The organism is Klebsiella sp. HMSC16C06 (assembly GCF_001808325.1).
Lineage (GTDB): Bacteria > Pseudomonadota > Gammaproteobacteria > Enterobacterales > Enterobacteriaceae > Klebsiella > Klebsiella variicola.
In genome coordinates, this window is the sequence record NZ_KV793029.1 from 66,083 (window position 1) to 91,101 (window position 25,019).

Below are 25,019 nucleotides of genomic sequence, written 5' to 3' on the forward strand. Positions count from 1 at the left end.
TTATTCCTTTCAGGCTGCAGTAATCAGCCAGCAGTTGTGGATCTGACGGTTGCGGGCAAAATCCTGCGACAGCGTTTTTTGCGAAATCTCTTGCGCCTTCAGGCCAAGCGCCGCCAGCCCGTCATGATCCATACGGAAACCGCGTTTGTTGTTCGAGAACATAATGGTGCCGCCTTTACGCAGCAGACGTTTCAGATCGGTCATCAGGCGAATATGATCGCGCTGCACGTCAAAGGCATCTTCCATTCGTTTGGAGTTAGAGAAAGTCGGCGGATCGATAAAGATCAGATCGAACTGCTCGGTGCTTTCCCGCAGCCAGCCCAGCACGTCAGTCTGCATCAGGCGATGCGCACGACCGGTCAGGCCATTGAGACGCAGGTTGCGCTCCGCCCACTCCAGATAGGTACGCGACATATCCACCGTGGTGGTGGATCGCGCGCCGCCCAGACCGGCGTGGACGCTGGCGCTGCCGGTATAGGAGAACAGGTTGAGGAAATCCTTACCTTTGCTCATCTGGCCCAACATGCGACGGGCGATACGGTGGTCGAGGAACAAACCGGTATCGAGGTAGTCGGTGAGGTTAACCCACAGGCGCGCGTTGTACTCCTGCACCTCGATAAAGTCGCCCTTCTCCGCCATCTTCTGATACTGGTTTTTACCCTTTTGCCGCTCGCGGGTCTTCAGCACCAGCTTGTTGGGGGCGATTTCCAGCACGGCGATGGTCGCCGCGATAATATCAAACAGACGCTGGCGCGCTTTGTGCGCATCGACGGTTTTCGGCGGCGCATACTCCTGGACCACCACCCAGTCACCGTAGCGATCGATCGCCACGTTATATTCCGGCAGATCGGCATCGTACAGGCGATAGCATTCAATGCCTTCCTGACGGGCCCACTTTTCAAATTTCTTCAGATTCTTACGCAGACGGTTGGCAAAATCTTCCGCCAGCATCGCCGGCTTGCCGCCTTCGCTTTCCGCCAGGTGATAGTTTTTCTGTATGCAGTCCAGCGGGCCGTTCTTCGCTTTGAACTGTTTATCGGCACGCAGCTGCAGGCAGCTCAGCAGTTCCGGCGAGGCGCTGAACACCGACAGGTTCCAGCCGCCAAACTGACTTTTCATGATCCGGCCCAGCAGGCTGTGCAGGGCAATCAGCGCCGGTTCGCTTTCCAGGCGCTCGCCGTACGGCGGGTTGCTGATCACGGTGCCGTACGGGCCTTTCGGCAGCGGGTTATTCAGCTGGGCGACGTCTTTGACTGCAAAATCGATCAGCTCGCCGATGCCGGCCCGGCGGGCGTTGCGGCGCGCGCGCTCAATGACGCGCTCGTCGACGTCAGAGCCATAGAAGCGCGACCCATAGGCCGCCAGCCCCTGGCGGGCGCGGGTTTGCGCTTCCGCCTTCACCTCTTTCCAGATAGCGTCATCGTGCTGCGCCCAACCGCCAAAGCCCCAGTGGCCGCGGTGCAGACCCGGCGCACGATCGGTCGCCAGCATCGCCGCTTCAATCAGCAGGGTACCGGAGCCGCACATCGGATCGAGCAGCGGCGTACCCGGTACCCAACCAGAGCGCATGACGATCGCCGCCGCGAGGTTTTCTTTGATCGGCGCCATACCGGTACCATCGCGGTAGCCGCGCAGATGCAACCCTTCCCCGCTCAGATCCAGGGAGATATGCGCCGTCTCTTTGTTCAGCCAGACGTTGATCCGCAGATCGGGCGACTCACGATCGACATTCGGGCGCGGCAGGTTTTTACGCGTGAAGCTGTCGACGATGGCGTCTTTGACTTTTAATGCGCCATACTGGCTGTTGCGGATCTCGTCATTGAGGCCGCTAAAATGTACCGCGAAGGTGGCGCCAGGGTTAAACATCTCCGTCCACGGAATGGCCTGTACGCCGAGGTACAGATCCAGATCGCTGTATACGCGACACTCGCCCAGCGGCAGCATGATGCGCGAAGCCAGCCGGCTCCACATCAGGCTTTGATACAGCAGGCGCGTATCCCCCTGAAAATGGACCCCGCCCTGGACGACCTGGCAGTCCGTCGCGCCAAGTCCTTCCAGTTCAGTTTTTAACAGCTCTTCCAGCCCACGAGCCGTACTGGCAAACAGAGAATTCATATCGTCACTTTTACTTAAAGAAAATTGGTGCGCATTATAGCCAATATGTGCCCTATGTCATAAAGTTATAGGCTTATTTTTGGAACCCGGAGGCAGCGTATGGTAACGCTCTCGCGACTTTTTATTCATCCCGTTAAATCCATGCGCGGCATGGGCATGACCCACGCCTTTGCTGATATCAGCGGCCTGGCCTTCGATCGCCTGTTTATGGTCACCGAAAACGACGGGACCTTTATTACCGCCCGCCAGTTTCCGCAAATGGTAAAATTTATTCCGGCGCCGCTGCATGATGGCCTTCACCTGACCGCGCCGGACGGCAGCAGCGCCGTGGTGCGTTTTAGCGATTTCGCCCTGCAGGCCGAGCCCACCGAAGTCTGGGGCAACCATTTCACCGCCCTTATCGCGCCCGCCGCCGTTAACCAGTGGCTCAGCGGCTTTTTCAAGCGCGATGTCCAGCTGCGCTGGCTGGGGCCGCAGTTAACCCGCCGGGTGAAGCGCCACGATGCGGTACCGCTCTCCTTCGCCGACGGCTACCCGTACCTGCTGGCTAACGAGGCCTCGCTGCGCGATCTGCAGCAACGCTGCCCGGCCAGCGTAAGCATAGAACAGTTTCGTCCTAACCTCGTGGTCACCGGCGCGGCCGCCTGGGATGAAGATAGCTGGAAAGTGATCCGCGTCGGCGAAGTGGTGTTTGACGTCGCTAAGCCATGCAGCCGCTGCATTTTTACCACCGTCAGTCCAGAGCGCGGGCAGAAGCATCCCACCGGGGAGCCGCTGGAAACCTTAAAGCGTTTTCGTACTGCGCTGGACAATGGCGATGTCGATTTTGGCCAGAACCTGATTGCCCGCAACAGCGGGGTGATCCGGGTGGGTGATGAAGTCGAAATCCTCGCCCGCGGCCCGGCGAAAGCCTACGGCGCCGGCGAGAGCGACGATACTCCGGCCCCGGAAGCGCAGCAGCAAGCTACGGTTGCCATCGAATGGCAGGGTCAACAGTTTAGCGGGAATAACCAGCAGGTGCTGCTGGAGCAACTGGAGCAACAGGGCATTCGCGTACCCTATTCGTGTCGGGCAGGGATCTGCGGCAGCTGCCGCATTCGGCTGGAAGAGGGCGAAGTCAGCGCGTTAAAGAAAAATGCGGTCGCCGGGGACGGCACCATTCTCGCCTGCAGCTGCGTACCGAAAACGGCGCTGCGCCTGGCGCCTTAAACCGCCTGTCCCAGGCTGTAGCTGACCGCGCTCTGCGCCGGCTGCAGCCTGTCGTTCATGATTTTAATAACGTCGCCTAACTGCATCACGCGCCCGGCAAGGGTGAGACCCGGCTGGGCCAGCAGACAAAGCGCGGCGTTATCTCCCGGCTCCACCACCAGCAAATTCACCTGCTCCCCGGTATCGCTCAGCCAGACGCAGGCGGCGTCGCCGCCGCTCGGCTGCCACTGGTGGGGATGAGCGATAAAGTGCCAGCTTTTCGGCATCTGCGGTTTGAGAAAACGGATCGCGGTTAACGCATTGAGGACTAATTCCGCTCGCTGTTCTTTCGACAGTTCGAGATCGCGACATTTTTCTTCAAAGGAGAAATAGAGCGCGGCGTCATCGACGCAGAATCCCGACGGCGCAAAGGCATCCGGGGTCAGCATTCGCCGGGCGAAGCGCGAGCGAAATAACATGCCATTGGCCAAATCGAGCATCATGCGGTCATGCTCTTCATCGTAATACCAACGCCAGTTATCGTCAGGTTTAATGCGCATTTTTCCCCCTGTCCCCTTTCATACGCCTCTGCAAAGTTGTTGCGACTTGCCGCAGAATATTTTCTAAAATTAAGAAAAGTCTAAAATGTTTAAATAAGCAACAGTGAGGGAATATAAAACAACCAGGGCCGGAAATAAAGCCCTGGGTGGGTTTCAGCGGAGGAAAAGATTAGATGTGGGTAACAATTTCTTTAATCAGCGGCGGACCTTTAAAAATAAATCCGGAATAGATCTGCACCAGCGATGCTCCGGCGGCTATCTTTTCTCGCGCAGCAATCACCGAATCAATACCGCCCACGCCGATGATAGGCAAACGACCATTCAGCTCAGCGGAGAGCATACGGATAATTTCAGTGCTCTTTAATTGTAATGGACGACCGCTAAGCCCACCGGTCTCATCACAATGTTTCATTCCCTGAACCAGAGAACGATCGAGGGTGGTATTGGTTGCAATTACCCCATCAATATTATGACGCACGAGGCTATCGGCAACCTGGATCAATTCCTCTGGTAAAAGATCCGGCGCGATCTTCACGGCGACCGGAACATATTTCTGATGCTTTTGCTGCAGCTCAAGCTGCTTATTTTTAATACCGGAGAGTAAATCATCGAGCGCTTCACCGTATTGCAGCGTACGCAGCCCCGGGGTATTCGGTGAGGAGATATTAATGGCGATATACCCGGCGTAAGGATAGACTTTTTCCATACAAATCAGGTAATCATCTTTACCGTGCTCCACCGGCGTATCTTTATTTTTGCCGATATTGATGCCCAGCACGCCGTCAAAATGCGCCTTTTTCACGTTCTCAACCAGGTTATCAACGCCATGGTTATTAAAGCCCATGCGGTTGATCAACCCCTCGGCATCCACCAGACGGAAGATCCTCGGTTTATCGTTGCCCGGCTGCGGACGCGGGGTGACGGTGCCGATCTCAATCGAACCAAAACCCATCGCGCCCAGCGCGTCAATGCATTCCCCATTTTTATCCAGCCCGGCCGCCAGACCCAGCGGATTTTTAAAGGTCAGCCCCATGCAGGTAACGGGCCTGGCCGGTACCTTCTGGCGAACCAGCATTTCCAGCGGCGTCCCGGTGACACGGCGTAATTGTTGAAAGGTAACTTCATGAGCGCGCTCAGGATCGAGCTGAAAAAGGGCTTTACGAACGAAGGGGTAGTACATGAACTCTCCTGGATTCCCGGTGTGCAAACCGGGGGCGTATTATGTGCGATCCGCAGCTGAAAGGGAATTGACCTGCGACAAAAAATCACCCATCAGCGCAAACGATTACCTCTCCCCGCGCCGTTATGCGCTTTTCGGCTATCTAACGGTGGATAAATCATTTAGGGAAATAATGGTGCTCTGTCACACTCACTGCAAATGTTATCAATTATAGATAAATGCAAACATTTAGTTATAAGGAGAGAGAGATGCGCGTCATTACGCTTGCGGGCAGCCCGCGTTACCCTTCCCGTTCCAGCGCCCTGCTGGAATATGCCAGAGAGACGCTCACCGCCGCCGATATCGAAGTCTGCCACTGGCATCTGCAGAACTTTGCCCCGGAAGACCTCCTGTACGCTCGCTTTGACAACCCGGCGCTACAAACGCTCAATGAGCAACTGGCCGGGGCCGACGGTCTGATTATCGCCACGCCGGTGTATAAAGCCTCGTTTTCCGGCGCCCTGAAAACCCTGCTCGATCTGCTTCCTGAGCGCGCGCTGGAGGGCAAAATCGTGCTACCGCTGGCCACTGGCGGCACCATCGCCCACATGCTGGCGGTGGACTACGCTCTGAAACCCGTCCTGAATGCCCTGAAGGCCCAGGAGATCCTCCATGGCGTCTTCGCCGATGACAGCCAGGTCACGGATTACCAGCATAAGCCGCAGTTCACCCCTAACCTGCAGCGGCGCCTGGATGAGTCCCTGGAGACCTTCTGGCAGGCGCTGCATCGTCCCAGCAGCCGCGCCCCGTCGTTAACGTCTCTGCGTGGGGTGGAACATGTTTAATCCTCTCCGCGCGCTGACCCTCGGCGGACTGCTGTTGTTCTCCGCGCTGGGCCACGCCGCCCCGGCGGCGCCCGATGCCCTGCGCATTGGTTATCAGAAAGGCAGCGTCAGCATGGTGCTGGCGAAGAGCCATCAGCTGCTGGAGCAGCGCTATCCGGGCACCCATATCTCGTGGATTGAATTCCCGGCCGGTCCGCAGATGCTGGAGGCGCTGAACGTCGGCAGCATTGACATCGGCAGTACTGGCGACATTCCGCCTATCTTTGCTCAGGCGGCGGGCGCCGATCTGGTCTATATCGGTTCTGAGCCGCCCAAGCCCAAAGCGGAAGTCATCCTGGTGGCGCAAGGCAGTCCTATTCACAACGTTGCCGAATTAAAAGGGAAAAAGGTCGCTTTCCAGAAAGGTTCCAGCTCCCACAATCTGCTGCTGCGCGCCCTGCAGCTGGCGGGCCTGAAATTTAGCGATATTCAGCCGGTTTACCTTGCCCCCGCCGATGCGCGCGCCGCCTTCCAGCAGGGTAATGTCGACGCCTGGGCCATCTGGGATCCGTACTACTCCGCCGCGCTGCTGCAGGGCGGCGCCCGGGTACTCACTGACGGAACCGATCTGAAACAGACGGGATCGTTCTATCTTGCTTCCCGCCCCTACGCTGAACGCAATGGCGCTTTCATTGAAGGCGTACTCGATACCTTTACTCAGGCCGATGCCCTGACCCATAGCCAGCGCGCGCAAAGCATTACGCTGCTGGCGAAAACGATGGGATTACCGGAGGCGGTGATCGCCAGCTATCTGGACCATCGTCCCCCCACCTCAGTGACCCCGGTGAGCGCCGAAACCGCCGCTCGCCAGCAGCAGACGGCCGACCTGTTCTATGAGAACAAGCTGGTGCCGAAAAAAGTTGATATCCGGGCCCGTATCTGGCAGCCCGCCGCCGCACAAGGAGCGAAATCATGAGTCTGAATATGTTCTGGTTTTTACCGACCCATGGTGATGGTCGTTATCTGGGCACCGAAGAGGGCGCCCGTCCGGTCGATTACGGCTATCTGCAGCAAATCGCGCAGACGGCGGATCGGCTGGGGTTCACCGGCGTGCTGATCCCGACCGGACGCTCATGTGAAGATGCCTGGCTGGTTGCGGCCTCGATGATCCCGGTGACGCAGCGGCTGAAATTTCTTGTCGCCCTCAGGCCTAGCGTGGTGTCGCCGACGGTAGCCGCCCGCCAGGCGGCGACCCTGGACCGACTGTCAAACGGCCGGGCGCTGTTCAATCTGGTCACCGGCAGCGATCCCGCCGAGCTGGCCGGCGACGGCGTCTTCCTCGACCACACCGAGCGCTATGAGGCCTCAGCTGAATTTACCCACATCTGGCGCAAGCTGATGGAGGGAGAAACCGTCACCTTTAACGGCAAGCATCAGCGCGTTCGCGACGCTAAGCTGCTGTTCCCGCCGCTCCAGCAGCCCCGTCCACCGCTCTATTTCGGCGGATCGTCTGACGTCGCGCAGGATCTGGCCGCCGAGCAGGTCGATCTCTATCTCACCTGGGGTGAACCGCCGAAGCAGGTGGCAGAGAAGATTGCTCAGGTCCGGGAGAAAGCGGCCCGGCATGGGCGCCGGGTGCGTTTTGGCATCCGTCTGCACGTGATCGTGCGGGAAACCAACGAGGAAGCCTGGCAGGCGGCGGACAGCCTTATCTCCCACCTTGATGATGAAACGATCGCCCGCGCCCAGGCGGCCTTCGCCAGAACCGACTCCGTCGGTCAACAGCGAATGGCGGCGCTGCACAACGGTCGACGCGATCAGCTCGAGATCAGCCCCAACCTGTGGGCCGGCGTCGGCTTAGCGCGCGGCGGCGCCGGTACTGCGCTGGTGGGCGATGCCGCCACCGTTGCCGAACGAATCAATGAATACGCTGCGCTGGGTATTGATAGCTTTATCTTCTCCGGCTATCCGCATCTGGAAGAGGCGTATCGGGTCGGCGAGCTGTTGTTCCCCCTGCTCGACGTCGCCGTGCCGTCTATCCCGCAGCCGCAAAACCTGCGCCTGCAGGGGGAAGCGGTCGCCAACGAGTTTATCCCGCGTAAAGTGGCGCAAAGCTGAGGAGACACTGATGGCAAAATCAACCCATCCCCTGTTGTTACGCCTCGCCCCCTGGCTGCTGCCGGTGGGGACGGTCATTGTCTGGCAGCTGGCCTCGTCCGTCGGCTGGCTCTCGACGCGGGTGCTTCCCTCGCCGGAGGGGGTATTGAAAGCGTTCTGGACGCTCTCGGCCAGCGGTGAGCTGTGGCAGCATCTGGCCATCAGCTCGTGGCGGGCGCTGGTCGGCTTCGCCATCGGCGGCTCCATCGGGCTGGTGCTCGGCCTGATCAGCGGCCTGTCACGCTGGGGCGAGCGCCTGCTGGACACCTCGATCCAGATGCTGCGCAATGTGCCGCATCTGGCGCTGATCCCGCTGGTGATTTTATGGTTCGGCATCGACGAGACCGCCAAGATCTTCCTTGTGTCGCTGGGCACTCTGTTCCCGATCTATATCAACACCTGGCACGGGATCCGTAATATCGACCGTGGGCTGGTAGAGATGGCGCGCAGCTATGGTTTATCCGGCTTCGCGCTGTTCCGTCACGTGATTTTACCCGGCGCCCTGCCCTCAATTATGGTCGGCGTGCGTTTCGCTCTTGGCCTGATGTGGCTGACGCTTATTGTCGCTGAAACCATCTCGGCGAATGCCGGTATCGGTTATCTGGCGATGAATGCGCGTGAATTTCTACAAACCGACGTGGTGGTGGTCGCCATCATTCTTTACGCCATCCTTGGCAAACTGGCCGATGTCTGCGCCCAGCTGCTGGAACGGCTCTGGCTGCGCTGGAACCCGGCGTATCATCTTCAGGAGGCTAACGCATGAACACTGCCCGTCTGACCCCAGGTATCCCGCTGCTGCTGAACGGGGTGACGAAACGCTATGGCGATAACACTATTCTTAACGAGCTGGATCTGCATATTCCCAGCGGCCAGTTTGTGGCGGTGGTGGGCCGCAGCGGCGGCGGCAAGAGTACCCTGCTGCGCCTGCTGGCGGGTCTGGAAAAACCGAACGCTGGCGAGCTGCTGGCGGGCGCGACACCCCTGGCGGCGATCCAGGACGACACCCGGATGATGTTTCAGGATGCGCGCCTGCTGCCGTGGAAAACGGTGATTGATAACGTCGGGCTGGGGTTAAAAGGCGCCTGGCGCGACGCCGCCCTACAGGCATTGGCCAGCGTCGGACTCGAGAGCCGTGCGCAGGAGTGGCCGGCGGCGCTGTCAGGTGGGCAAAAGCAGCGCGTTGCGCTGGCCCGCGCGCTGATCCATCGCCCGCGCCTGCTGCTGCTGGACGAGCCGCTGGGAGCGCTGGACGCCCTCACCCGTCTGGAGATGCAGGAGCTGATCGTCTCCCTGTGGCAGGAGCATGGTTTTACGGTCCTGCTGGTGACGCACGACGTCAGTGAAGCGGTGGCCATGGCCGACCGGGTGCTGTTAATTGAAGAGAAGAAAATTGGCCTCGATTTGAACGTGGATATTCCGCGACCGCGGCGCACCGGGTCGGCGAAGCTGGCCGAGCTGGAGGCAGAGGTGCTGGATCGGGTGATGAAACGCGGCAAGAGCGAGAGCGCACCGCGTTTGTTTAGTCATGGCTAACTAACGTCCCCGGCCCGCGCTTCGCTCGGCCGGGCTACCAAATCGCACAGCGCTGTAGCCCCGGTAAGCGAGAGCGCAACCGGGGATTTTGCCACCGTTACGCCAGCGCCTTACTGATTTTCTCGAACAGATCGCCGGAGAGATTCTCCAGCCCCTTCAACTGCTCCAGCGCAGCGCGCATCAGCGCCTGTCGCTTCTCATCATAACGCTTCAGACGAATCAACGGCTCAATAAGACGCGACGCCACCTGCGGGTTGCGCTGGTTAAGTTCGGTCAGCATCTCCACCAGGAACTGGTAGCCGCTGCCGTCTTCAGCATGGAACGCCGCCGGGTTGCTGCTGGCGAAAGCGCCGATTAGCGACCGCACACGGTTCGGGTTGCTCATGCTGAATGAACGGTGATTCAGCAGACCACGCACTGTTTTCACCACATTGGCCGCCGGGCTGGTGGACTGCAGGATAAACCACTTATCCATCACCAGACCGTCCTGATGCCATTTATCGTCATACTCCTGCATCAGCGCATCGCGGCTCGGCAGCTCGGCGGCAACCGCTGCCGACAGGGCGGCCAGCGCGTCGGTCATGTTATCCGCCTGGTGATACTGCGCCGACACCAGCTTATCGCCCAGCGTTGGCTCCGCAAACGCCAGATAGCGCAGGCAGGTATTGCGCAGGGCACGCTTACCAATATCGGCGTGCTCCACACGGTAGCTGTCGAGTTTATTGGCGTGATAAACCGCGAGGAATTCGTCCGCCAGTTCGTTCGCCAGAGTGCGGGTGAGCGCTTCGCGCACGGTGGCGATGGCGATCGGATCGATAATGGCGAACATCTCGGCGATTTCGTTGGCCGACGGCAGGGTTAAGATCTCGGCGGCCAGCGCCGGGTCAATCTTCTCGTCCAGCAGGATGGCGCGGAAGGCGTCCGCCACGTGTACCGGCAGCGACAGCGGCTGTCCCTGCTGATGACGGTTGACGTTCAGCTTGATATAGGTCGCCAGCAGGCTCTGCGCCGCATCCCAGCGCGAGAAATCATTCCGCGCATGGCGCATCAGGAAGGTGAGCTGCTGATCGCTCCACTTATATTCCAGTTTCACTGGTGCTGAAAATTCGCACAGCAGCGCCGGCACCGGCTGGAAATAGACGTTATCGAAGACGAAAGTCTGCTCGGCCTGAGTTACATTGAGCACCGGGTGCAGCGGATGGCCGCCCTTCTGCAGGGGGATCACCTTGCCTTCGTTATCGTACAGCTCAATGGCAAACGGGATATGCAACGGCTGCTTCTCGGCCTGCTCGGCGGTCGGCGGCGTACGCTGGCTGATGGTCAGCGTGTACTGCTCGGTTTCCGGGTTGTAGTCGTCATGCACGGTGACGATTGGCGTACCGGACTGGCTGTACCAGCGGCGGAAGTGTGACAGATCGACGTTAGAGGCATCCTCCATCGCCTGGACGAAATCATCGCAGGTCGCGGCGCTGCCGTCATGGCGTTCAAAGTACAGCTGCATCCCTTTCTGGAAGTTTTCTTCACCCAGCAGGGTGTGCAGCATGCGGATCACTTCGGCACCCTTTTCATAAACCGTCAGGGTGTAGAAGTTGTTCATTTCGATAACCATATCCGGGCGGATCGGGTGCGCCATCGGGCTGGCGTCTTCAGCAAACTGCAACCCGCGCATGGTGCGCACATTGTTGATGCGGTTAACCGCCCGTGAGCCTAGGTCGGAGCTGAACTCCTGATCGCGGAACACGGTCAGCCCTTCTTTCAGGCTGAGCTGGAACCAGTCGCGGCAGGTGACGCGGTTGCCGGTCCAGTTATGGAAATACTCATGACCAATCACCCGCTCGATATCAAGATAGTCTTTATCGGTGGCGGTATCGGTACGGGCCAGGACATATTTGGAGTTAAAGACGTTGAGTCCTTTGTTCTCCATCGCGCCCATATTAAAGAAGTCGACGGCGACAATCATATAGATGTCGAGGTCGTACTCGAGCCCAAAGCGCTCCTCATCCCATTTCATGGAATTTTTCAGCGAGGTCATTGCCCACGGCGCGCGGTCGAGATTGCCGCGATCGACGTACAGCTCCAGCGCCACTTCACGACCGGAGCGGGTGGTAAAGGTGTCACGCAGGACGTCAAAATCACCGGCCACCAGCGCAAACAGGTAGCACGGTTTCGGGAACGGATCCTGCCACTGTACCCAGTGACGACCATTCTCCAGCTCTCCCTGCGCCATGCGGTTGCCGTTGGAGAGCAGGAACGGGTATTTCGCTTTGTCGGCGATGATTTTGGTGGTAAACCGCGCCAGCACGTCCGGGCGGTCCAGGTACCAGGTAATATGGCGGAAACCTTCCGCTTCGCACTGCGTACACAGCGCTTCGCCTGACTGATACAGGCCTTCCAGTGCGGTGTTCGCCGCCGGGCTGATCTCATTGACGATGGTCAGGGTGAAATGCTCCGGCAGACCGCCGATCACCAGCTGATTGTTTTCTTCTTTATAGTCACTCCACGGCTGGCCGTTCACTTGCAGCGCGATCAGGGTCAGATCTTCGCCGTCGAGGCGCAATGGCACATCAGACGCAGCCGCGTGGCGGGAGACCTTGCTCTCGGCCGTAACGACGGTTTTTGCGGCATCCAGGTCAAAGGTCAAATCGATATCGCTAATCAGATACTCCGGCGCACGATAGTCGTGGCGGTATTTGGCTTGGGGCTGTTGTGTCATAAAAAACCTTTCGCATCTTGGGTAAAGTGTCGTCCCAGTCTATTCCCGTTGTGTCAATCGCGCTATGCAGAATCTTCATCTTTTCAATGTGAAACACGAAAACCGCTACATTTTGTTAACACGCGCGGCACGAAATGCCCTCGACCCGACGCAAAGCTTGTGGTGTGATCCATGTTCAATATATTAAACTAGGCCTCGCAAATGACCGTCAGCGTCGCCATCGCTCGCCATCGCGGGACAGAGCCGGGTAATAAAGGTATACTCCGCCTCCTTTTTTCGCGTTGGTTTGGATGGAACGCTCCAGTGAGAGGATGCTACTGCGCACCATGACACAATTCACTTCTCCTGTACTGCACTCGCTGCTTGATACGGATGCCTACAAGCTGCACATGCAGCAGGCTGTCTTCCACCGCTACGGCGATGTGCATGTGGCGGCGGAGTTTCGCTGCCGCGGAGACGACCTGCTCGGCATTTATGCCGACGCGATCCGCGAGCAGGTGGAGTCCATGCGCGACCTGAGACTGCGGGATGATGAATATCACTGGTTGTCCACCCTTCCCTTTTTCCGCCAGGATTATCTCGACTGGCTGCGCGATTTTCGCTATGACCCGCGCCAGGTCACAGTCAGCAATGACAACGGCAAGCTGAACATTCGCCTTACCGGCCCGTGGCGTGAAGCCATCATGTGGGAAGTCCCGCTGCTGGCGGTGATAAGCGAGCTGGTCCATCGCTATCGTTCACCAGAAATGGGCGTCGATCAGGCGCTGAACACGCTGGAACATAAGCTAGGCGACTTCGCCAGCATGACCGCTGGCCTCGATATGCGCGCCTTCCGCCTGATGGACTTCGGCACCCGCCGTCGTTTTTCACGCGAAGTGCAAGAGGACATTGTGCAACGTCTGCAGCAGGAGCCGTGGTTTGTCGGCACCAGCAATTACGATCTGGCTCGTCGTTTACATTTAACCCCGATGGGCACCCAGGCGCACGAATGGTTCCAGGCCCACCAGCAGATCAGCCCGAACCTCGCCAGCAGCCAGCGGGCGGCCCTTGCCGCCTGGCTGGAAGAGTATCCCGACCAGCTGGGCATCGCGCTGACCGACTGCATCACCATGGATGCGTTCCTGCGCGATTTTGGTCCGGAATTCGCTACCCGCTATCAGGGTTTGCGCCATGACTCCGGCGACCCGGTGGAATGGGGTGAAAAAGCCATCGCCCATTATCAGAAGCTGGGCATCGATCCGCTGAGCAAAGTGCTGGTCTTCTCCGATAATCTCGATCTCGCCAAAGCGGTCGATTTGTATCGCCACTTCGCCTCGCGGGTGAAATTGAGCTTTGGTATCGGCACCCGTTTAACCTGCGATCTGCCGCAGGTTAAACCGCTCAATATCGTGATTAAGCTGGTGGAATGTAACGGCAAACCGGTGGCGAAACTCTCCGACAGCCCGGGGAAAACCATCTGCCACGATAAGGCCTTCGTCCGCGCCCTGCGCGAGGCGTTCGACCTGCCGCCGATTAAAAAGGCGAGCTAAAAAACATGGCCCGACGGCATTCTGCTATCGGGCCAATCAATATCACTCCTGCGGCAGACGGGTTCTGACGACCTCGGCAAAATACTCCGCGCCAGTTAGCAATATCTCATCATTAAAGTCGTAGCAGGCATTATGCAACGGTGTATTGCCCTGAGCATCTGAACTATCGCCGTTGCCTAAAAAGATGAAACAGCCGGGGATTTTTTGCAGAAAAGCGCCAAAATCCTCCGAAATCATCATCTGTGCGACGTTGCCGTCCACCTTCTCAGCCCCTACCACGTTAATCGCAGCGGTGACCGCCACATCAACGCATTGCGGCCAGTTCACCGTTGGCGCAAATTCATGGGTATAGCTGAACTGGCACGTCGCACCGTGCATCGCGCAAATCGCTTCGCTAATGGTACGCATTCGTTCTTCGAGCAGCATCTGCACCTCCGGTGCAAAGCTGCGCGTATCCCCTTTGATTTCGACGTGCGTCGGAATCGCATTGCGGATGCCATCGGTGTGCAGTTCAGTACAGGAAATCACCGCTGGCACGTTCGGATCAACATTTCGCGAAACAATTGTCTGCAAAGCCAGGATGATTTCCGCCGCAATGACCAGCGGATCTTTCGCCATATGCGGCCGCGCCGCATGCGCTCCCTGCCCTTTAATACGAATAATAAAGTTATCTTCACTGGCCATAATGCCACCGACTCGCGTGGCGATAGTCCCGGCTTTCATACCCGGCATATTATGCAGACCGTAGATTTCCTCTATGCCAAAGCGTTCAATAACGCCATCGTCCATCATCGCTCTGGCGCCATAGCCAGGTTCCTCAGCAGGCTGAAAAACAAAGCAGACCGTGCCGTTAAAATTCTGCCGCTGCAATAGCAACTGCGCCGCGCCCAGCGCAATGCAGGTATGACCATCATGTCCGCAGCCGTGCATCCGCTCGGCGGTCATGGAGCGGTAAGACCAGTCTCCCTGTTCGGTCAATTGAATGGCATCGATATCGGCACGAATAGCAATAACGCCCTTCCCGTCGCCGCATTTCAATCTCCCCACCACCCCGGTTTTGCCAATATCGCGGTGCACCTCAATGCCCATAGCCTCGAGCTTTTCGGCAATAAACCGTGAAGTATTCTGCTCCTCGAAGGCGCTTTCCGGATGGGCATGCAAATAGTGACGCCAGGCGATAAGCTGCTGCTTTAGCTGTTGCTGATTCATTCTCTGCTCCTGTAAACATTAGTCCATACGCTGGGCGCGCTGTAAAACCACCTGCAGCAGCACATTGGCGCCAGCAATCAGATCTTTGGCTGCGCTATGTTCTTTGACGTTATGGCTAATGCCATCGACGCAGGGGACAAAAATCATCCCGGCGGGACATACCGACGCCATAAATTGTGCATCGTGTCCGGCGCCGCTTGGCAAACGTCGGTAACTGAGCGCCTGACGCTCCGCCTCGGCTTCCACCGCATTGACGATCTCATCGGCAAAAATGACCGGATTAAAGCGCACCAGTGAGCGGCTGGTTATCTCCACGCCCTCTTCCTGCGACGTTTTCGCGACAAATTCGGCCAATTGCTGCTCCGCCAGACATAAGATCGCATTATCGGTATTGCGGAGATCCACTGACATGACGACATGGTTGGGAATGACGTTGATTAGATTAGGCTTCACGCTGAAATGTCCAACGGTAGCTACCTGATTACCACCAAAGCTTAGCGCCAGCTCACGGGCAAAAACAGCGATTTTCGCAGCCGCCAGCCCGGCATCACGTCTCATGGACATTGGGGTAGTACCCGCATGATTCGATACGCCTCTCAGGGTAAATTCCTGCCACGAAATACCCTGCACGCCGGTAACCACGCCAATATCAATCTGCTCTTTATCAAGAATTGGTCCCTGTTCGATATGCAGCTCAACGTAGCTATCTACCGCCATATCTCCCGGCTGACGTTCGCCTTTATAACCAATGTTACGCAGCGCTTCATCGAGCGTGATACCGTCGAGATCTTTTGCCGCGAGCGCCTGCGCCAACGGATACTCGCCGGCAAACACCACGCTGCCCATCATATCGGGCTGAAATCGCACCCCCTCCTCGTTAGTAAAGAAGGTTACCGCCAACGGTCGTCGTGTGCGGATCCCGGCATCCTGGAGGGTGGCAATCACCTCAAGGCCGGCCATAACGCCGTAGTTGCCATCGTATAACCCACCTGTGGCGACGGTATCGATATGTGACCCCATCATCACCATCGGCAAAGTCTCCTCGCCGTGATAAACGCCGGTGACATTGCCGATAGCATCAATTGACACGCTCAGGCCCAGCGCCTTCATGCGGGCTACAACAAAGTCCCTGCCGGCTTTATCTTCGGCAGTCGCTGCCAGGCGGCATACGCCGCCGCCTGGCAGCGCACCATGTTCGCCAAGTGCATACAGGGAATCGATAAGCCGTTGGCCGTTAATCTGCAGATAATGACTCATAAAACATCTCGCTAATAATGGTGGTTATTGGAACATGCCGTAAAAAATGGCAGATACGGTGATAAGCCCAATCAGGGTGACGAAAACGTTGCTCGCTTTACCGCGCCAAGGGGCAAGCACCGGTAATTTATGAATGGCGTACATAGGCAACAGCAGCAGAATTGCCGCCCCGGTGGGACCGCTGATGCATTCGATAATACCGAGGATACTGGGGTTCTTGTACGCGGCGAACCAGCAGGTAAGCACCATAAACACCAGGATGACCGCGTCGACGAGGCGAATACCAGGTTTTTTACCGCGTGCCGCGGCGGCCTCCAGAATCAGGTCGCGCAGCGATTCATAGGCGCCGATGTAGTGGCCAAGAAATGATTTAGTAATAGCGACAAAGGCGATAATCGGCGATAGCCAGGCAATAATCGGTGTATCGTACTGATTGGCCAGATAGGACAAAATCGACAGATTCTGGGCTTTGGCTTCCGCCAGTTGCTGCGGCGACAGGCTTAACACGCAGCTGAGAACAAAAAACAGCACCACCACCGTCATGAGCAGGATACCGTAGCGCTGGATCTGCGCACATTTACCCTCAGCGAGCGCCAGACCGTAACGCTGCTTCTGGCGCACCACCATCGGCGAAATGATGGGATAGTGGTTAAACGACATCACCAGTACCGGGAAGGTCATCCAGAGGGATAACATGATCCCCTGCCCATCGCCCGTGGCGCTGAAGTTTACGGTTTGCAAAATTGCGCCGTTCCAGTGCGGAATCAGAAAAAGTGCCATAAAAATAAGCGAGATGATGAAGGGATAAACCAGGGTGCTCATCACCCGCATTATCACACGCTGTCCGAAACGGACGATAAACATCAGCCCGAGGATCAGAACGATGGCCACCAGCGACCGGGGAGGCTCGGCCATTGCCAACTGGTGGGTGATAAAGCTCTGCGCGGTGTTGGTGATAGCCACCGCATACATAATCAGGATGGTATAGACGGCGAAGAAATAGATGACGGTAAATACTTTTCCCGCCAGCGCGCCAAAATGCTCGCCAATAACATCGGTAATACTGCTTTCCGGCGTATTGGAAGAGTAAATGAATCTCGCCAGACCGCGGTGAGCCAGATAAGTAATAGGAAAAGCGAGGACAAAAACAATCAGCAGCGGCCAGAAGCCGCCAATTCCGGCATTAATCGGCAGAAACAGCACCCCAGCGCCAATGGCGGTACCGAACAGGCCAAGGACCCAAACGGTATCTTCGCTATGCCACTTTGCGGGATCGGAATATCCTTTATTGATAATTATATTTTCAGTATTCATCGGTCAGGTTCTCTCTATGCATGACGCGAAAGCGCGTATGTTTTCGTTATGAGTCAGAACGCTTGTCATACCGAGGGCTTGTAGGGTAGGTAAGATGGCCCCCTTGTTATTGTCGATAGCGCTCAACCATTACGGCCAAACCAGACGATGTCTTCATAGACATCGGGTGATGTATCTCCTTCCGTGCTGATTAACAGAACCTGTGCATCGGCATTCAGGCGCAGCGATTCGGCAAGCTCGCGATACGCCGGTTGAGTCATCAGCGCATAAAGCACTCCTGTGCCAATAGCGCCGGATTCCCCGGAGACAAAAGGTTCGTCAGTACCTGGTCGCGGAGCGGCCAACAGGCGCATGCCATTGGCGGCCAGACAATCGTCGGCGGAAATAAAACAGGTGGCATGGTCGCGGAGCATTGGCCAGCTGGTGATGTTAGGTTCACCACAGGCAAGCCCGGCCATCAGAGTTGACATATCCCCGCCGACGCTGTGCGGCAGTCCGTCATTAATGGTTGCCGAGCGATACAGGCAGTTCGCCTTGTGCGGCTCAACGATGATGATGGTGGGAGCCTGCTGCTGCATCTTTTCGATGAAATATCCCATGATGCTACCGGCAAACGACCCGACCCCGGCTTGTAAAAACAGATGCGTCGGCATCGGCGCTCCGCTTTCTGCCAGTTGCTGCCAGATTTCAACAGCGAGGGTCGTATAGCCTTGCATGATCCATGTGGGGATCTGCTCGTAGCCCTGCCAGGCGGTATCCTGGAGTAGAACCCATCCCTGCTCGCGCGCGGTTTTGGCCGCCAGCCGAACTGTGTCGTCGTAGTTCAGTTCAGTAATCGTGCATTCGGCGCCATGCCGGCGAATATTCCGCGCGCGTACCGGCGACGAGCCCTTTGGCATATACACCACCGCACGCAGCCCAAGCTGCTCAGCCGCCCACGCCACGCCACGTCCGTGGTTACCGTCGGTAGCAGTCACAAATACGATGTCCTTGATACGCGCCTTAATCACTGGTGAATTAAGCTCGGCAAAGCTCAACGTATTAATATCTCGCTCAAGCAGAGCGGCGAGATATTTCCCCATCGCATAGGACCCGCCTAGTCCTTTAAACGCATTCAAACCGAATCGCTGCGCTTCATCTTTTATATGGATCGATCCCAGCCCTAGCCGCTGGCTTAAAAATTCCAGCTTACGCAGCGGCGTGACCCGGTAATCAGGAAATTTTTGATGGAATGCCAGCACTTCGTTCCCCACGCTTTCATTCAGCAGACTCAAGTCTGCTCCATGGCCATAGGGCTGCCGCCGGGCGTTAAGTTGATATTTAATTGTGTCCACTATTCAGGCACCTCTATTTTCATATCGTCCTGCGACGATAACGTTATTTGCGACCATTCCGCCTAAACGACGGGTGCACGGATCCGTGCGGCCTGAGACAGGACGGTCGCTTTAAATTGGTTAAGTCAGAATGTGAGAGGCTTTTTGTCGCGATATACCGCTTTCCCACTGCCTGTGATGGTACACTGCGCCCGGCGGTTAATTGGCGCAAAGTTGCCCATCGCGCCGCAATTTTCACTCTGTTTTATCATTCTCACGCAACAACGTTGCATTAGTGAGGTTGATCACAGGCTTGCAGGACGAGATATATGATGAAACTTGACGCATGGGATAAAAAAATTCTTACGCTCTTGCAGCGTAATAATCGCTTGTCGCAACGGGAGATCGCCGATCGGATCAGCCTGTCTCCTTCGGCAGTCAATCGGCGTATCGCTGCACTGGAGGATGCAGGAGTGATTAAAGGCAGTGTTAGCTTAGTGGACGCCAGTAAAGTGGGAAGACCGATCACCATTATGGTGCAGGTGACCATTGAGAATGAACGTCTCGATCTGCTTGAGGAGGATAAACAGCGTTTCGTAACCTGTCCGCAAGTGCAGCAGGTCTACTATGTCACTGGCGACTTCGATTTTCTGCTCGTGATCAACGTCCGTGATATGGCGGAATACGAAGCGCTAACCCGTGAACTCTTTTTTGCCTCGGGAAATATCAAGTCTTTCCGGACCATCGTGTCGATGCAAAATGCGAAGCAGGAAATGACGGTCATTATCGAGTAAGTCGTGTAAAAGTCGACATGGGGAGCCAAAGAACGCCCCGGAGGTGTATTTATTTCCGAAATCCACCCTTCCCTGTGCGAAATCTACTTGTCTGATGGAAGATGACAGGTAACATAGATATCCCCCCGCTGTTGGGGGAAGAGACTTTTTTATTGGACTACATAGAGAGATTATTATGAGCGTTGTGCCTGTAGCCGACGTACTCCAGGGCCGCGTTGCCGTTGACAGCGAAGTCACGGTCCGCGGATGGGTGCGTACCCGCCGAGATTCTAAAGCTGGCTTTTCATTCCTCGCCGTCTATGACGGTTCCTGCTTTGATCCTGTACAGGCCGTTATTAATAATTCTCTGCCCAATTACAATCAGGAAGTGCTGCGCCTGACCACCGGTTGCTCGGTGATTGTCACCGGTAAAGTCGTGGCTTCCCAGGGTCAGGGTCAAAGCTTTGAGATCCAGGCGAGCAGCGTGGAAGTCACCGGCTGGGTGGAAGACCCGGACACCTACCCGATGGCGGCCAAGCGCCACAGCATCGAGTATCTGCGTGAAGTAGCGCACCTGCGTCCGCGCACCAATCTGATTGGCGCGGTAGCTCGCGTGCGTCATACCCTGGCACAGGCGCTGCACCGTTTCTTCGACGAACAGGGCTTCTTCTGGGTTTCCACCCCGCTGATCACCGCTTCCGATACCGAAGGCGCCGGCGAAATGTTCCGCGTGTCGACGCTGGATCTGGAAAACCTGCCGCGTAACGATCAGGGCAAAGTCGACTTCGATAAAGACTTCTTTGGTAAAGAGTCGTTCCTGACCGTATCCGGCCAGCTGAACGGCGAGACCTACGCCTGTGCGCTGTCGAAAATCTACACCTTCGGCCCAACCTTCCGCGCCGAAAACTCCAACACCAGCCGCCACCTGGCGGAGTTCTGGATGCTGGAGCCGGAAGTCGCCTTCGCGAGCCTCAACGATGTTGCTGGTCTGGCGGAAGCGATGCTCAAGTACGTCTTTAAGGCGGTACTGGAAGAGCGTGCGGATGACATGCAGTTCTTCGCCGAGCGCGTAGACAAAGACGCTATCGACCGTCTGCAGCGTTTCGTCTCCGCTGATTTTGCTCAGGTGGATTACACCGATGCCGTCACTATCCTGGAAAACTGCGGTAAGCAGTTTGAGAACCCGGTTTACTGGGGCGTGGATCTCTCCTCCGAGCACGAGCGTTATCTGGCTGAAGAACACTTCAAAGCGCCGGTCGTGGTGAAAAACTATCCGAAAGACATTAAGGCCTTCTACATGCGCCTTAACGAAGACGGTAAAACCGTCGCGGCAATGGACGTGCTGGCGCCGGGCATCGGCGAGATCATCGGTGGTTCCCAGCGTGAGGAGCGTCTCGACGTGCTGGACGCGCGTATGGCAGAGATGGGGCTCAACAAAGAAGACTACTGGTGGTATCGCGACCTGCGCCGCTACGGCACCGTACCGCACTCCGGCTTCGGTCTGGGCTTCGAACGCCTCATCGCTTACGTCACCGGCGTGCAGAACGTCCGCGATGTCATTCCGTTCCCGCGTACCCCGCGCAACGCGACATTCTAAATTTTTCTGACATAAACCTGAAAGGCCAGCGCAAGCTGGCCTTTTTTTATGTCAATTACTGTTAGCAAAATTCAACAAACTTAAACATCAAGGCCTGGAAATCACATTTATGTTACGCACTGTTTCGGTGCACACCGGTGATGCAGATCGCACTTTATGTTCATATCAGAGCAAAACCCCTGATAAATTTGCTCATTTTTTAACCATGCGCCGCACGTCTTGCCAAGACAGAGGCTGAATAAAAAGAAGACGAATTCAACACATAAAATGAACGAATTGCCGCTTATCCAAATTAATCATAAATAATTCATATAGATAGATAAGCAATGGCGTTTTACCTCATCAGGTGGAACGGAATTTTGATTAAGTTCACAAAGTTCCCCAAAATACACATTTAGTTACATGATTTTTCGTTTTGTTACTCATATGAGATATTCGTAGCATTTTCCGGCTAGCGAAACGTTGTCGCGGATGGAAAGATGCCTTCAGACACCAAACTCTCATCAATGGTTCTGTAAGTTTTTATTGACAGAACTTATTGACGGCAGTGGCACGTGTTCATATAAAAAATATTAATGAGGGTAATAAATAATGATGAAGCGCAATATTCTGGCAGTGGTGATCCCTGCCCTGCTGGTAGCCGGTGCAGCCAACGCTGCAGAAATCTATAACAAAAACGGCAACAAACTGGACTTCTATGGGAAAATGGTCGGCGAGCACGTCTGGACCACCAATGGCGACACCAGCAGCGACGATACCACCTATGCCCGTATCGGCCTGAAAGGCGAAACTCAGATCAACGATCAGCTGACCGGTTACGGCCAGTGGGAATACAACATGGATGCGTCCAATGTTGAAGGTTCCCAACCGACGAAAACCCGTCTGGCGTTCGCGGGTCTGAAAGCGGGCGAATACGGTTCATTCGACTACGGCCGTAACTACGGCGCGATCTACGATGTCGAAGCAGCAACCGATATGCTGGTTGAATGGGGCGGCGACGGCTGGAACTACACCGACAACTACATGACCGGCCGTACCAACGGCGTGGCAACCTACCGTAACTCTGACTTCTTTGGTCTGGTTGACGGCCTGAGCTTCGCGCTGCAGTACCAGGGTAAAAACGACCACGACCGTGCGGTTCGCAAGCAGAATGGCGACGGCTTCAGCACCGCAGCCACCTACGCGTTCGACAACGGTATCGCACTGTCTGCAGGCTACTCCGGCTCCAACCGTAGCGTCGTTCAGAAAGCTGACGGCAATGGCGACAAAGCCGAAGCCTGGGCAACCTCTGCAAAATATGACGCCAACAACGTCTATGCAGCGGTCATGTACTCTCAGACCTACAACATGACTCCGGAAGAAGATAACCACTTCGCGGGCAAAACCCAGAACTTTGAAGCTGTCGTACAGTATCAGTTCGACTTCGGCCTGCGTCCGTCCATCGGTTACGTGCAGACCAAAGGTAAAGACCTGCAGTCACGTGCTGGCTTCTCCGGCGGCGATGCGGATCTGGTTAAATACATCGAAGTGGGTACCTGGTACTACTTCAACAAGAACATGAACGTCTACGCTGCGTATAAATTCAACCAGCTGGACGACAACGATTACACCAAAGCGGCTGGCGTAGCCACCGACGACCAGGCGGCCGTGGGTATCGTTTACCAGTTCTAATCTGCAGTACACCCCTTCGTGATATGCCTTCAAAGCAGGACTTCGGTCCTGCTTTTCTGTATTCGTGAGGCAAAGATCGTATCTTTCGAAAACCTTCTCGCTTTTTGTAGCAAACGGTTGGCAATTCGTTATTCTCCCGTTAACCTGATAGCGGATTTCCCTTCAGTAATCACAATGGAACCTCGTCATGTTTGAGAACATTACCGCCGCCCCAGCCGACCCGATTTTAGGTCTGGCCGATCTGTTTCGTGCCGATGACCGCCCTGAAAAAATTAACCTCGGAATTGGTGTTTACAAGGATGAAACCGGTAAAACACCCGTTCTGACCAGCGTCAAGAAAGCAGAGCAGTACCTGCTGGAAAATGAAACGACTAAAAACTATCTGGGCATCGATGGTATTCCTGAATTTGGTCGCTGCACCCAGGAGCTGCTGTTCGGTAAAGGCAATGCGATTATCGCTGATAAACGCGCCCGCACTGCGCAGACCCCTGGCGGTACTGGCGCTCTGCGTGTCGCGGCTGACTTCCTCGCCAAAAACACCGACGTGAAACGCGTGTGGGTGAGCAACCCAAGCTGGCCGAACCACAAGAGCGTGTTTACCTCTGCCGGGCTGGAAGTGCGCGAATATACCTACTACGACGCCGCTAACCATGCGCTGGACTTTGAGGGTCTGCTGGCCAGCCTGACCGAAGCCCAGGCCGGCGACGTGGTGCTGTTCCACGGCTGCTGCCACAACCCGACCGGTATCGATCCGACGCTCGACCAGTGGCAGCAGCTGGCTCAGCTGTCAGTGGAAAAAGGCTGGCTCCCGCTGTTTGATTTCGCCTACCAGGGCTTCGCCCGCGGTCTGGAAGAAGATGCTGAAGGTCTGCGCGCCTTTGCTGCGCTGCACAAAGAGCTGCTGGTCGCCAGCTCCTACTCGAAAAACTTTGGCCTGTACAATGAGCGCGTCGGCGCCTGCACGCTGGTCGCCACCGATCAGGAGGCCGTGGACCGCGCATTCAGTCAGATGAAATCGGTGATCCGCGCCAACTACTCCAACCCGCCTGCGCATGGCGCCTCCGTGGTCGCCACCATTCTGAGCAACGATGCGCTGCGTGCGATCTGGGAGCAGGAGCTGACCGATATGCGCCAGCGCATCCAGCGTATGCGCCTGCTGTTCGTCAACACCCTGCAGGAGAAAGGCGCGAGCCGCGACTTCAGCTTTATCAGCCAGCAGAACGGCATGTTCTCATTCAGCGGCCTGACTAAAGAGCAGGTGCTGCGCCTGCGTGAAGAGTTCGCCATCTATGCGGTTGCTTCCGGACGTATCAACGTGGCCGGGATGACGCCTGACAATATGGCGCCGCTGTGCGAAGCCATCGTCGCAGTACTGTAAGCGACAGCGTGCTCTAAGCGAGATAAAAGAAAAAGGCCGCGAATGCGGCCTTTTTTATGTGTTCGCGTCATGTCTGTTACCAGACCGGCATCTCATCCTGCAGGAACGGGTTGTTACGGCGTTCCTCACCCAGCGTCGACAGCGGACCATGGCCGGGAATAAAGGTCACGTCATCGCCCAGCGGCAACAGCTTATCCTTAATGGCCGCAATCAGCTGTCCATGGTCGCCGCGTGGAAAATCGCTGCGCCCCACCCCGCCTTTAAAAATCACGTCTCCGGAAATGAGCAATCGGGAAGCGTCATCGAAGAAGACCACGTGACCCGGCGTATGGCCCGGACAGTGCAGTACCTGCAGCGCCACATTCCCTACATTGACCACATCGCCTTCATTGAGCCAGCGATCCGGACGCAGCGGCTGGCAATCCTCCAGGCCGAACATCCGGCTTTGCGCCGGCAATCCTTCCAGCCAGAACTCATCTTCTTTTTCCGGACCAATAACCGGTACGCCATAATGCTGCGCCAGTTCCGCAGCGGCGCCGACGTGATCGAGATGGCCATGCGTCAGCAGGATCTGCATCAGCGTGACGCCCGCCTCCGCCACCACCGCTTTGATACGTTCAGCATCGCCGCCAGGATCGACCAGCGCCGCCAGGCGGGTTTGTTCGCACCAGATGAGAGAACAGTTCTGCGCGAACGCGGTAACCGGAATAATACGATAGTTCATGACGC

The 25,019-nt window shown here is 56.5% G+C and carries 20 protein-coding genes; 11 read left to right on the forward strand and 9 right to left on the reverse strand.

Features of this window, described 5'->3' with window-relative positions:
- Nucleotides 1-9: 9 nt before the first annotated feature.
- A complete protein-coding gene (rlmKL, locus tag HMPREF3142_RS26330; protein WP_064176085.1) occupies nucleotides 10-2,115 on the reverse strand; it encodes a bifunctional 23S rRNA (guanine(2069)-N(7))-methyltransferase RlmK/23S rRNA (guanine(2445)-N(2))-methyltransferase RlmL in 2,106 nt (701 codons plus the stop codon).
- Between the two features lie 99 nt (nucleotides 2,116-2,214).
- On the opposite strand from rlmKL, the gene HMPREF3142_RS26335 reads away from it, so the two are divergent.
- On the forward strand, nucleotides 2,215-3,324 hold the full coding sequence (locus HMPREF3142_RS26335; protein WP_049158037.1) for a YcbX family protein: 1,110 nt from the start codon (nucleotides 2,215-2,217) through the stop codon (nucleotides 3,322-3,324).
- On the opposite strand, the gene zapC is transcribed toward HMPREF3142_RS26335, so the two are convergent.
- Both zapC and pyrD read right to left on the reverse strand, forming a co-directional pair.
- Nucleotides 3,321-3,863, reverse strand: coding sequence for a cell division protein ZapC (zapC, locus tag HMPREF3142_RS26340; protein ID WP_012542305.1), 543 nt, complete (start codon nucleotides 3,861-3,863; stop codon nucleotides 3,321-3,323). The genes HMPREF3142_RS26335 and zapC overlap by 4 nt on opposite strands.
- Before the next feature lie 169 nt (nucleotides 3,864-4,032).
- Nucleotides 4,033-5,043, reverse strand: a complete 1,011-nt coding sequence (pyrD, locus tag HMPREF3142_RS26345) for a quinone-dependent dihydroorotate dehydrogenase (protein WP_002898303.1) — start codon at nucleotides 5,041-5,043, stop codon at nucleotides 4,033-4,035.
- A gap of 248 nt (nucleotides 5,044-5,291) precedes the next feature.
- On the opposite strand from pyrD, the gene ssuE reads away from it, so the two are divergent.
- From ssuE to ssuB, 5 genes are read left to right on the forward strand one after another with little or no spacing between them, the layout of a single operon-like run.
- The gene (gene ssuE / locus HMPREF3142_RS26350; RefSeq protein WP_008805880.1) at nucleotides 5,292-5,867 is read left to right on the forward strand and encodes an NADPH-dependent FMN reductase; all 576 of its coding nucleotides are present in this window, start codon (nucleotides 5,292-5,294) and stop codon (nucleotides 5,865-5,867) included.
- Nucleotides 5,860-6,822, forward strand: coding sequence for a sulfonate ABC transporter substrate-binding protein (locus HMPREF3142_RS26355; RefSeq protein ID WP_012542306.1), 963 nt, complete (start codon nucleotides 5,860-5,862; stop codon nucleotides 6,820-6,822). The genes ssuE and HMPREF3142_RS26355 overlap by 8 nt, the downstream gene beginning before the upstream one ends.
- Nucleotides 6,819-7,964 (forward strand): FMNH2-dependent alkanesulfonate monooxygenase, encoded by a 1,146-nt coding sequence (ssuD, locus tag HMPREF3142_RS26360; protein ID WP_012968613.1) that lies wholly within the window; start codon nucleotides 6,819-6,821, stop codon nucleotides 7,962-7,964. Before HMPREF3142_RS26355 ends, ssuD begins: the two co-directional genes overlap by 4 nt.
- Nucleotides 7,965-7,974: 10 nt before the next feature.
- Entirely contained in the window at nucleotides 7,975-8,766 is a 792-nt protein-coding gene (ssuC, locus tag HMPREF3142_RS26365) for an aliphatic sulfonate ABC transporter permease SsuC (RefSeq protein WP_008805877.1), read from the forward strand.
- Nucleotides 8,763-9,536 (forward strand): aliphatic sulfonates ABC transporter ATP-binding protein, encoded by a 774-nt coding sequence (ssuB, locus tag HMPREF3142_RS26370; protein WP_016160579.1) that lies wholly within the window; start codon nucleotides 8,763-8,765, stop codon nucleotides 9,534-9,536. The genes ssuC and ssuB overlap by 4 nt, the downstream gene beginning before the upstream one ends.
- Before the next feature lie 97 nt (nucleotides 9,537-9,633).
- Here the strand turns inward: ssuB and pepN are convergent, their stop codons facing one another.
- Entirely contained in the window at nucleotides 9,634-12,249 is a 2,616-nt protein-coding gene (gene pepN / locus HMPREF3142_RS26375; protein WP_049158039.1) for an aminopeptidase N, read from the reverse strand.
- A gap of 326 nt (nucleotides 12,250-12,575) precedes the next feature.
- Here pepN and pncB point away from each other — a divergent pair, with 326 nt between their 5' ends.
- Nucleotides 12,576-13,778, forward strand: coding sequence for a nicotinate phosphoribosyltransferase (gene pncB, locus HMPREF3142_RS26380; RefSeq protein WP_049158055.1), 1,203 nt, complete (start codon nucleotides 12,576-12,578; stop codon nucleotides 13,776-13,778).
- A gap of 42 nt (nucleotides 13,779-13,820) precedes the next feature.
- Here the strand turns inward: pncB and HMPREF3142_RS26385 are convergent, their stop codons facing one another.
- The 4 genes from HMPREF3142_RS26385 to dpaL form a co-directional block, all read right to left on the reverse strand.
- Complete coding sequence (locus tag HMPREF3142_RS26385) at nucleotides 13,821-14,987, reverse strand: M20 aminoacylase family protein (protein ID WP_064142677.1); 1,167 nt, start codon at nucleotides 14,985-14,987, stop codon at nucleotides 13,821-13,823.
- Nucleotides 14,988-15,005: 18 nt separating this feature from the next.
- On the reverse strand, nucleotides 15,006-16,244 hold the full coding sequence (locus HMPREF3142_RS26390) for a Zn-dependent hydrolase (RefSeq protein ID WP_064142676.1): 1,239 nt from the start codon (nucleotides 16,242-16,244) through the stop codon (nucleotides 15,006-15,008).
- Nucleotides 16,245-16,268: 24 nt separating this feature from the next.
- A complete protein-coding gene (locus tag HMPREF3142_RS26395) occupies nucleotides 16,269-17,558 on the reverse strand; it encodes an aromatic amino acid transport family protein (RefSeq protein WP_070612908.1) in 1,290 nt (429 codons plus the stop codon).
- Between the two features lie 122 nt (nucleotides 17,559-17,680).
- The gene (gene dpaL, locus HMPREF3142_RS26400; RefSeq protein ID WP_077270077.1) at nucleotides 17,681-18,892 is read right to left on the reverse strand and encodes a diaminopropionate ammonia-lyase; all 1,212 of its coding nucleotides are present in this window, start codon (nucleotides 18,890-18,892) and stop codon (nucleotides 17,681-17,683) included.
- A 311-nt stretch (nucleotides 18,893-19,203) separates the two neighbouring features.
- Between dpaL and HMPREF3142_RS26405 the strand changes: the two genes are divergently transcribed.
- The 4 genes from HMPREF3142_RS26405 to HMPREF3142_RS26420 all read left to right on the forward strand — a co-directional run bounded on the left by HMPREF3142_RS26405 (nucleotide 19,204) and on the right by HMPREF3142_RS26420 (nucleotide 24,290).
- Entirely contained in the window at nucleotides 19,204-19,665 is a 462-nt protein-coding gene (locus HMPREF3142_RS26405) for an Lrp/AsnC family transcriptional regulator (protein WP_002898209.1), read from the forward strand.
- Between the two features lie 175 nt (nucleotides 19,666-19,840).
- A complete protein-coding gene (asnS, locus tag HMPREF3142_RS26410; protein ID WP_046621985.1) occupies nucleotides 19,841-21,241 on the forward strand; it encodes an asparagine--tRNA ligase in 1,401 nt (466 codons plus the stop codon).
- Between the two features lie 591 nt (nucleotides 21,242-21,832).
- Entirely contained in the window at nucleotides 21,833-22,912 is a 1,080-nt protein-coding gene (ompK35, locus tag HMPREF3142_RS26415) for a porin OmpK35 (protein ID WP_070612912.1), read from the forward strand.
- A gap of 187 nt (nucleotides 22,913-23,099) precedes the next feature.
- Complete coding sequence (locus HMPREF3142_RS26420) at nucleotides 23,100-24,290, forward strand: amino acid aminotransferase (protein WP_023339853.1); 1,191 nt, start codon at nucleotides 23,100-23,102, stop codon at nucleotides 24,288-24,290.
- Nucleotides 24,291-24,366: 76 nt separating this feature from the next.
- Here the strand turns inward: HMPREF3142_RS26420 and HMPREF3142_RS26425 are convergent, their stop codons facing one another.
- Nucleotides 24,367-25,014, reverse strand: a complete 648-nt coding sequence (locus HMPREF3142_RS26425; RefSeq protein WP_008805870.1) for an MBL fold metallo-hydrolase — start codon at nucleotides 25,012-25,014, stop codon at nucleotides 24,367-24,369.
- Nucleotides 25,015-25,019 lie beyond the last annotated feature (5 nt).

Coding starts and splice junctions, on each gene's coding strand:
- rlmKL (WP_064176085.1), bottom strand. CDS start 2,115: ATGAATTCTCTGTTTGCCAGTACGGCTCGTGGGCTGGAAGAGCTGTTA.
- HMPREF3142_RS26335 (WP_049158037.1), top strand. CDS start 2,215: ATGGTAACGCTCTCGCGACTTTTTATTCATCCCGTTAAATCCATGCGC.
- zapC (WP_012542305.1), bottom strand. CDS start 3,863: ATGCGCATTAAACCTGACGATAACTGGCGTTGGTATTACGATGAAGAG.
- pyrD (WP_002898303.1), bottom strand. CDS start 5,043: ATGTACTACCCCTTCGTTCGTAAAGCCCTTTTTCAGCTCGATCCTGAG.
- ssuE (WP_008805880.1), top strand. CDS start 5,292: ATGCGCGTCATTACGCTTGCGGGCAGCCCGCGTTACCCTTCCCGTTCC.
- HMPREF3142_RS26355 (WP_012542306.1), top strand. CDS start 5,860: ATGTTTAATCCTCTCCGCGCGCTGACCCTCGGCGGACTGCTGTTGTTC.
- ssuD (WP_012968613.1), top strand. CDS start 6,819: ATGAGTCTGAATATGTTCTGGTTTTTACCGACCCATGGTGATGGTCGT.
- ssuC (WP_008805877.1), top strand. CDS start 7,975: ATGGCAAAATCAACCCATCCCCTGTTGTTACGCCTCGCCCCCTGGCTG.
- ssuB (WP_016160579.1), top strand. CDS start 8,763: ATGAACACTGCCCGTCTGACCCCAGGTATCCCGCTGCTGCTGAACGGG.
- pepN (WP_049158039.1), bottom strand. CDS start 12,249: ATGACACAACAGCCCCAAGCCAAATACCGCCACGACTATCGTGCGCCG.
- pncB (WP_049158055.1), top strand. CDS start 12,576: ATGACACAATTCACTTCTCCTGTACTGCACTCGCTGCTTGATACGGAT.
- HMPREF3142_RS26385 (WP_064142677.1), bottom strand. CDS start 14,987: ATGAATCAGCAACAGCTAAAGCAGCAGCTTATCGCCTGGCGTCACTAT.
- HMPREF3142_RS26390 (WP_064142676.1), bottom strand. CDS start 16,244: ATGAGTCATTATCTGCAGATTAACGGCCAACGGCTTATCGATTCCCTG.
- HMPREF3142_RS26395 (WP_070612908.1), bottom strand. CDS start 17,558: ATGAATACTGAAAATATAATTATCAATAAAGGATATTCCGATCCCGCA.
- HMPREF3142_RS26405 (WP_002898209.1), top strand. CDS start 19,204: ATGAAACTTGACGCATGGGATAAAAAAATTCTTACGCTCTTGCAGCGT.
- asnS (WP_046621985.1), top strand. CDS start 19,841: ATGAGCGTTGTGCCTGTAGCCGACGTACTCCAGGGCCGCGTTGCCGTT.
- ompK35 (WP_070612912.1), top strand. CDS start 21,833: ATGATGAAGCGCAATATTCTGGCAGTGGTGATCCCTGCCCTGCTGGTA.
- HMPREF3142_RS26420 (WP_023339853.1), top strand. CDS start 23,100: ATGTTTGAGAACATTACCGCCGCCCCAGCCGACCCGATTTTAGGTCTG.
- HMPREF3142_RS26425 (WP_008805870.1), bottom strand. CDS start 25,014: ATGAACTATCGTATTATTCCGGTTACCGCGTTCGCGCAGAACTGTTCT.